The organism is Rhodococcus sp. ENV425, from assembly GCF_002887785.1.
Lineage (GTDB): Bacteria > Actinomycetota > Actinomycetes > Mycobacteriales > Mycobacteriaceae > Rhodococcus > Rhodococcus aetherivorans.
Map to the genome: position 1 here is coordinate 119,253 of NZ_PCZU01000271.1, position 6,652 is coordinate 125,904.

6 protein-coding genes are annotated in these 6,652 nt (G+C 71.0%); 5 read left to right on the forward strand and 1 reads right to left on the reverse strand.

Features of this window, described 5'->3' with window-relative positions; genetic code table 11:
• The first annotated feature begins 76 nt into the window (after positions 1-76).
• The 3 genes from CQZ88_RS25505 (at position 77) to CQZ88_RS25515 (ending at position 4,065) form a co-directional block, all read left to right on the forward strand.
• Positions 77-1,504, forward strand: a complete 1,428-nt coding sequence (locus CQZ88_RS25505; RefSeq protein WP_006935190.1) for a gamma-aminobutyraldehyde dehydrogenase — start codon at positions 77-79, stop codon at positions 1,502-1,504.
• A 76-nt stretch (positions 1,505-1,580) separates the two neighbouring features.
• Complete coding sequence (locus tag CQZ88_RS25510) at positions 1,581-2,471, forward strand: universal stress protein (RefSeq protein WP_102800485.1); 891 nt, start codon at positions 1,581-1,583, stop codon at positions 2,469-2,471.
• Positions 2,472-2,478: 7 nt separating this feature from the next.
• A complete protein-coding gene (locus tag CQZ88_RS25515) occupies positions 2,479-4,065 on the forward strand; it encodes an APC family permease (RefSeq protein ID WP_006935188.1) in 1,587 nt (528 codons plus the stop codon).
• A 43-nt stretch (positions 4,066-4,108) separates the two neighbouring features.
• Here CQZ88_RS25515 and CQZ88_RS25520 read toward each other — a convergent pair whose 3' ends face one another.
• A complete protein-coding gene (locus CQZ88_RS25520) occupies positions 4,109-4,720 on the reverse strand; it encodes a TetR/AcrR family transcriptional regulator C-terminal domain-containing protein (protein ID WP_102800486.1) in 612 nt (203 codons plus the stop codon).
• Positions 4,721-4,828: 108 nt separating this feature from the next.
• On the opposite strand from CQZ88_RS25520, the gene CQZ88_RS25525 reads away from it, so the two are divergent.
• Both CQZ88_RS25525 and CQZ88_RS25530 read left to right on the forward strand, forming a co-directional pair.
• Entirely contained in the window at positions 4,829-5,794 is a 966-nt protein-coding gene (locus CQZ88_RS25525; protein WP_102800487.1) for a nitrilase-related carbon-nitrogen hydrolase, read from the forward strand.
• The coding region (locus tag CQZ88_RS25530; protein ID WP_258008792.1) for an agmatine/peptidylarginine deiminase at positions 5,791-6,652 on the forward strand (862 nt) is incomplete at its 3' end. The genes CQZ88_RS25525 and CQZ88_RS25530, both read left to right, overlap by 4 nt.

Genomic DNA, 6,652 nt, shown 5'->3' on the forward strand with positions numbered 1-6,652 from the left:
GCGGCGCGGCCCACACTGATCACCAGAGATCCCTGCCCCTCCCACCCGGCCGGGCAGGCTTCCGAGAGGACCCCCCATGACCGACATCCGCGAGAACTACATCGACGGCGCGTTCGTGCCCTCGACGGCCACGGAATCCCTGCCGCTGATCGACCCGGTCGACGAGTCCCTCGTGGGCTCGATCCCGGTGTCGACCGCCGCCGACGTCGACGCCGCGGTGGCGGCCGCGCAGCGCGCGTTCCGGAGCTGGGGCAGGACCACCCCCAAGGAACGCCAGGCGGCGCTGCTGAAGCTCGCCGACGCCCTCGAGGAGCACTGCGACGAACTCGTCGAGGCCGAGTGCCGCAACACCGGCCAGCCGAAGTCCATGATCGCGGACGAGGAGGTCAAGGTCGGCGCGGATCAGCTGCGCTTCTTCGCCGGCGCGGCCCGCCTGCTCGAGGGCAAGGCGGCCGGTGAGTACATGGAGGGCCACACCTCCTACGTGCGGCGCGAGCCGATCGGTGTGGTCGGCCAGGTCACGCCGTGGAACTACCCGCTGATGATGGCGCTGTGGAAGATCGGTCCCGCGCTCGCCGCCGGCAACACGATCGTGCTCAAGCCCAGCGACACCACCCCGGACAGCACGCTGGTGCTGGCCCGCCTGACCCAGGGCATCCTGCCCGACGGTGTCTTCAACGTCGTGCTCGGCAACGCCGCCACCGGGGCCGCCCTCGTCGAACATCCCGCACTCGGCCTGGTGTCGATCACCGGCTCGGTCCGCGCCGGCATCGAGGTGGCGGTCTCCGCGGCCCGGCAGCTCAAGCGCGCCCACCTCGAACTCGGCGGCAAGGCCCCCGTCCTGGTGTTCGACGACGCCGACGTGGCCAAGACCGCCGAGGCCGTCGCGGCGGCCGCCTTCTTCAACGGTGGCCAGGACTGCACGGCCGCCACCCGGGTACTGGTCCACGAGTCCGTCCACGACGATCTCGTCGACGCGCTGGCGCGGCAGGCCGAGCAGCTGCGACCGGGCCGGCCCGACGACCCCGACGCCTTCTACGGCCCGCTCAACAACGCCCAGCACTTCCAGCGCGTCACCGACAAGATCGCCGCCCTGCCCGCCTCGGCGACGATCGTCACCGGCGGCACGCGCGCCGGCGAGAAGGGCTTCTTCTTCGAGCCGACGATCGTCACCGGCGTGGACCAGCACGACCCCATCGTGCAGGACGAGACGTTCGGCCCGATTCTGACGGTGCAGTCCTTCGCCACCGAGGACGAGGCCGTCGCCCTGGCCAACGACGTCCGCTACGGGCTCGCCGCGAGCGTGTGGACCCGCGACCACGGGCGCACCCAGCGCCTGTCCGCCGCGCTGGACTTCGGGGCGGTGTGGATCAACTGCCACATCCCGCTCGTCGCGGAGATGCCGCACGGCGGGTTCAAGCACTCCGGCTACGGCAAGGACCTCTCCGCCTACAGCGTCGAGGACTACACCCGCATCAAGCACGTGATGAGCACCCACGACTGACCTTCCGCGGCCCCACCGCGCCGTCGCCGGAGCCGGCATCACCCCGGCTCCGGCTTCCCTACCGGATCGGATTCCCATGAGACTGGTTGTCGGATACCTCGCCACCCCCAGCGGCGCGGACGGGCTGGCGCTCGGCGTCCAGCTGGCCCGCAGCCTGGGCGCCGAACTCGACATCTGTATGGTCCTGCCCCCGGATCGCCCGGTGCCCTCCCGGGCACCCACCGAGCCCGGGTACGAGGACGTCCTCGCCGGAACGGGCGAAGCGTGGCTCGCCCAGGCGGCGGCCACGGTGCCCGACGACGTGCGGGCACATACCCACCTGAGCTTCCACGAGTCCTTCGGGCAGGGCCTGCTCGACGAGGTGGCGCGGCTCGGCGCCCGCGCCGTCGTCGTCGGTGCCGCGGGCGACGGGCTCCTCGGCCGGCACTCCATCGGCACGGTGTCGTCCGAGCTGTTGCATTCCGCGCCCGTGCCGCTGGCCCTGGCACCGCGGGGATTCCGGCACTCCGCCGCCCCCCGGATCCGCGAGGTCACGTGCGCACTGGGCACCCGCACCGGAGCGGACGTCCTGCTCCGGACCGCGGTGCGCGCCTGCGAGCACATGCGCACGCCGCTGCGGCTCGTCTCGCTCGTCGCGTTCGATCCGCACGGGGTCGGGCGCGGCGCACATCCGTCCCACGAGCACGTGCTCGAATCGGCGCGGGCACATGCCCGGTGCGTCCTGGACACCGCACGCGCCCAGCTCCCCGACGACTTCCCGGTCGCCTCCCTCGTCGCGGACGGTGCGACCGTCGAATCGGCGGTGGCCACGCTGGAGTGGCGCGACGGCGACGTGGTGATGGTCGGCTCGAGCCGGCTCGCCCAGCCGCACCGGCTCTTCCTGGGTTCGACGGCAGCGAAGATGCTGCGGGTCGTTCCGGTGCCCATGGTCGTCGTTCCCGCCCACGACCCCGAGAACAGTGAGTAGGCCCGCTATGACGAATTCGCTTCCTCCCACCCGGGTTCGAGAGGCCGACCCGGTGATCACCCCCGGCGACGGCGTCGTGCCGAAGGGCCTGGCCGCCGGCAGGATCGGCACGTTCGCCGGCGCCGTCCTGGGCATCTCGTCCGTCGCGCCGGGCTACACGCTGACGGCGAGCATCGGCCTGATCGTCGCGGCCGTCGGGCTGAAGATGCCGGCGATCTTCATCGCCGGGTTCATCCCGATGTTCCTCACGGCGTACGCCTATCGCGAACTCAATTCCGAATCACCGGACTGCGGGGCGTCGTTCACGTGGTCGACGAAGGCCTTCGGCCCGTACGTCGGGTGGATGTGCGGCTGGGGCATGGTGATCGCGACGATCATCGTGCTGTCCAACCTGGCCGCGATCGCCGTCCAGTTCTTCTACCTGTTCCTCGCCCGCATCACCGGAGACTCCGCGATCGCGGATCTTCCCGGGAACAAGTTCGTCAACGTGGGCACCACCCTGGTGTTCATCGCGATCGCGACATGGATCGCGAGCCGCGGCATCACCACGAGCGAACGCGTCCAGTACGCGCTCGTCGGGTTCCAGATGGTGCTCCTGCTCGCGTTCGCGGTCGCGGCACTCGTGCACGTCGGCGCGGGCGACGCGCCCGCCGGGCTGTCGCTCGACGCCTCCTGGTTCGACCCGTTCCACGGGCTTGCGATCGGCGCCTTCGTGATCGGCGTGACCGGTTCGATCTTCGCGTTCTGGGGGTGGGACACGTGCCTCACTCTCGGGGAGGAGTCCCGGGACCCCAAGAAGACCCCGGGCCGGGCCGGCCTGTTGTGCGTGGCGACGATCCTGCTGACCTACCTGCTGGTGTCGGTCGCGGCGATGATGTATGCCGGTGTCGGTACGACGGGTCTCGGACTGGGCAATCCCGACAACTCCGAGAACATCTTCGGCGCCCTCGCCGATCCGGTCCTGGGCCAGTGGGGTGGTCTGCTGCTCTTCCTCGCCATCTTCGTCTCGTCGGTGGCGAGCCTGCAGACCACCTTCCTGCCGGCGGCGCGGACGATGCTCGCGATGGGTGCCTACGGCGCGTTCCCGCGCCGGCTGGCCGCGGTGCATCCCCGCTTTCTGGTGCCCTCGTACGCGACGGTCGTCGCGGGGGTCGTCACCGCGGTGTTCTACGCCGGCGTGACGTTCCTGTCCGAACGCACCCTCCTCGACACCATCGCCGCGCTGGGCATCATGATCTGCTGGTACTACGGGATCACCGCGTTCGCGTGCGTGTGGTACTTCCGCGGACGTCTGTTCACCAGTGCCCGCAACGCCGTGTTCCGGTTCGTCTTCCCCCTGTCGGGCGGGATCATGCTCGCCGCCGTCTTCGCGATCTCGGTGGGCGAGAGCATGAATCCCGACAACGGCAGCGGCGCCGAGATCGGCGGCGTCGGGCTGGTGTTCTTCCTCGGCTTCGGCATCCTGCTGCTCGGCGCGGTCCTGATGCTGGTGATGCGGGTGCGCAATCCGCAGTTCTTCCGCGGGGAGACCCTCACGCGCAGCACCGCCGCGCTCACCGGGGAGACGGACGTGTTCACCACCGACCGCGGTTGAACCCGGACCGCACCGACCACCGCGCCGACGCCGGCCGGGCCGTTCAGGCCCCGGCCGGCGTCTGGGCGACCAGGCCGGCCACGAGTGCGCGCAGGCCGAATTCGAAGGCGGCGTCGGCCCGTTGCGGATTCGGGCAGGCGGTCTGCAGCGCGGCGCGCATCGCGTCGCCGGTTTCGGGGACGTTCGCCCACCCCACCTCGGGCGCGGCGAGGTCGAGCGCCGAGCCGAGGACGAAGCTGTCCACGGTGGTGATGGCATGCAGCACGTGCGCGGGCGTGAATCCGGCATCCGTGAAGGCCTGCGCGAGAGCGTTGTAGAGGCCGAACGCGACCGGGGACTGCACGGTCTGCGCGGTGAACAACGGGATCAGCCGCGGATGCGCGGCGTAGGCGCGACGGTACTCGCGGGCGAGGCCGGCGACCGTCTCGGACCAGTCGCCGGCCGGTTCGCCCACGACGATGGTGGACATGATGCGCGCCCGCATGGCCTCGACGATCTCGGCGCGTCCCGACACGTGGTTGTACAGCGACGACGGCCGCACCTTCAGCCGCTCGGCCAATCCCGGCATGGTGAAGTCGCCCGCCGTGTCCACCATGTGAATCGCTGCGTCCGTGATGATTTCGGGCGACAGCAGCCGCTTCGGCGGTCGTGGCATACGAAAACTCCTCGAAATCGTCGTGGGCTCTTGCCCGGGACGCGCTCGTCCACCATACTTAACGAATCAAATTCGTTTTATCCCCCCGGATCGAGCCGAGGACTTCCCATGCTCACCATCACCGCCCCCACGCCGCCCGACTCGCTGTGCCGGGTCGACGCCCCCGATCGGCCGCCGCTGCGCGTCGGACTGGTTCAGCACCGCTGGCACGACGACGAGCGGGCGTTGCACGCCGAACTCACCGAGGGCATCGCCCGCGCCGCCGGACTCGGCGCGCGCGTCGTGTTCCTGCCCGAACTCACGTTGAGCCGCTACCCGGCCGACACGCCCGGCGGCGCCGACGCCGCCCGGACCGCCGAGGACCTGCGGACCGGACCGACCGTCGCCTTCGCCGCGGCCGCCGCGTCCGCCCACGGTGTGTTCGTACACGCGTCCCTCTACGAACGCGCCGACGCACCCGACGGCCTCGGCTACAACACCGCCGTCCTCGTCTCCCCCGCCGGCGAACCGGTGGCCCGGACCCGGAAACTGCACATCCCCGTGACCGCCGGATACTACGAGGACACCTACTTCCGGGGCGGTCCGGCCGGTGACCCGTATCCCGTCCACACCCCCGACGGCCTCGACGGCGCCCGCATCGGCATGCCGACCTGCTGGGACGAGTGGTTCCCGGAGGTGGCGCGGGCGTACTCGCTCGCCGGGGCCGAGATCCTCGTCTACCCGACGGCGATCGGCTCCGAGCCCGACCACCCCGAGTTCGACACCCGCCCGCTGTGGCAGCAGGTGATCGTCGGAAACGGCATCGCCAACGGCACGTTCATGATCGTGCCGAACCGGCACGGCTGCGAGGGAGCCATCACCTTCTACGGCTCCTCGTTCGTCTCCGATCCCTACGGGCGCATCCTGGTGCAGGCTCCGCGCGACGAATCCGCCGTGCTGGTGGCCGATCTCGACCTCGCGCAGCGCCGGGACTGGTTGTCGCTGTTCCCGTTCCTGAGCACCCGCCGCCCGGACACCTACGGCTCGCTGACCGCACCGGTGGACGCGCACGCACCCTTCGGAGCCACGCGATGACCTGGCGCATGCCCGCGGAGAGCGAACCGCACGAGCGCACGTGGATGGCCTTCCCCACCGAGGGATATTCGCTGGGCGACACCGCGGAGGAGCACCACGAGGCCCGCGCCACGTGGGCCGCGGTCGCGCACGCCGTCGCCGAGTTCGAACCGGTCACCGTGGTGGCCGATCCCGGCCAGGTCGACGCGGCCCGCCGGTACCTGTCCCGCGACGTGGAACTCGTCGAGGCCCCGCTGAACGACGCCTGGATGCGCGACATCGGGCCGACCTTCGTCCTCGACGACGACGGCCGGTGCGGCGGGGTCGACTGGGTGTTCAACGGCTGGGGCGCGCAGGACTGGGCCCGGTGGGACCACGACGCCCGGATCGCGTCGTTCGTCCTCGAGCGGGCCGGCGTGGAACGGGTCGCGTCGACACTCGTCAACGAGGGCGGTGGCATGCAGGTGGACGGTCTCGGCACCGTCCTGCTCACCGAGACCGTCCAGCTCGACCCCGGGCGCAACCCGCACCTCGACAAGGCCGCGGTCGAAGCGGAACTGCGGCGCACCATCGGCGCGACCTGCGCGATCTGGCTCCCGCGCGGGCTGACGCGGGACCAGGAGCGCTACGGCACCCGCGGTCACGTCGACATCGTCGCCGCGATCGCGTCCCCGGGCGTGGTCCTCGTCCACGACCAGCGCAACCGGGACCACCCGGATTTCGACGTCACCGCGCTGATCGTCGAGCGGCTGCAGCACACGGCGGACGTGCGCGGTGAGCCGTGGCGCATCGTCCGGGTGCCGGCCCCGGCGACGGTCCGCGACGACGAGGGCTGGGTGGACTACAGCTACATCAACCACTACGTCGTCAACGGCGGGG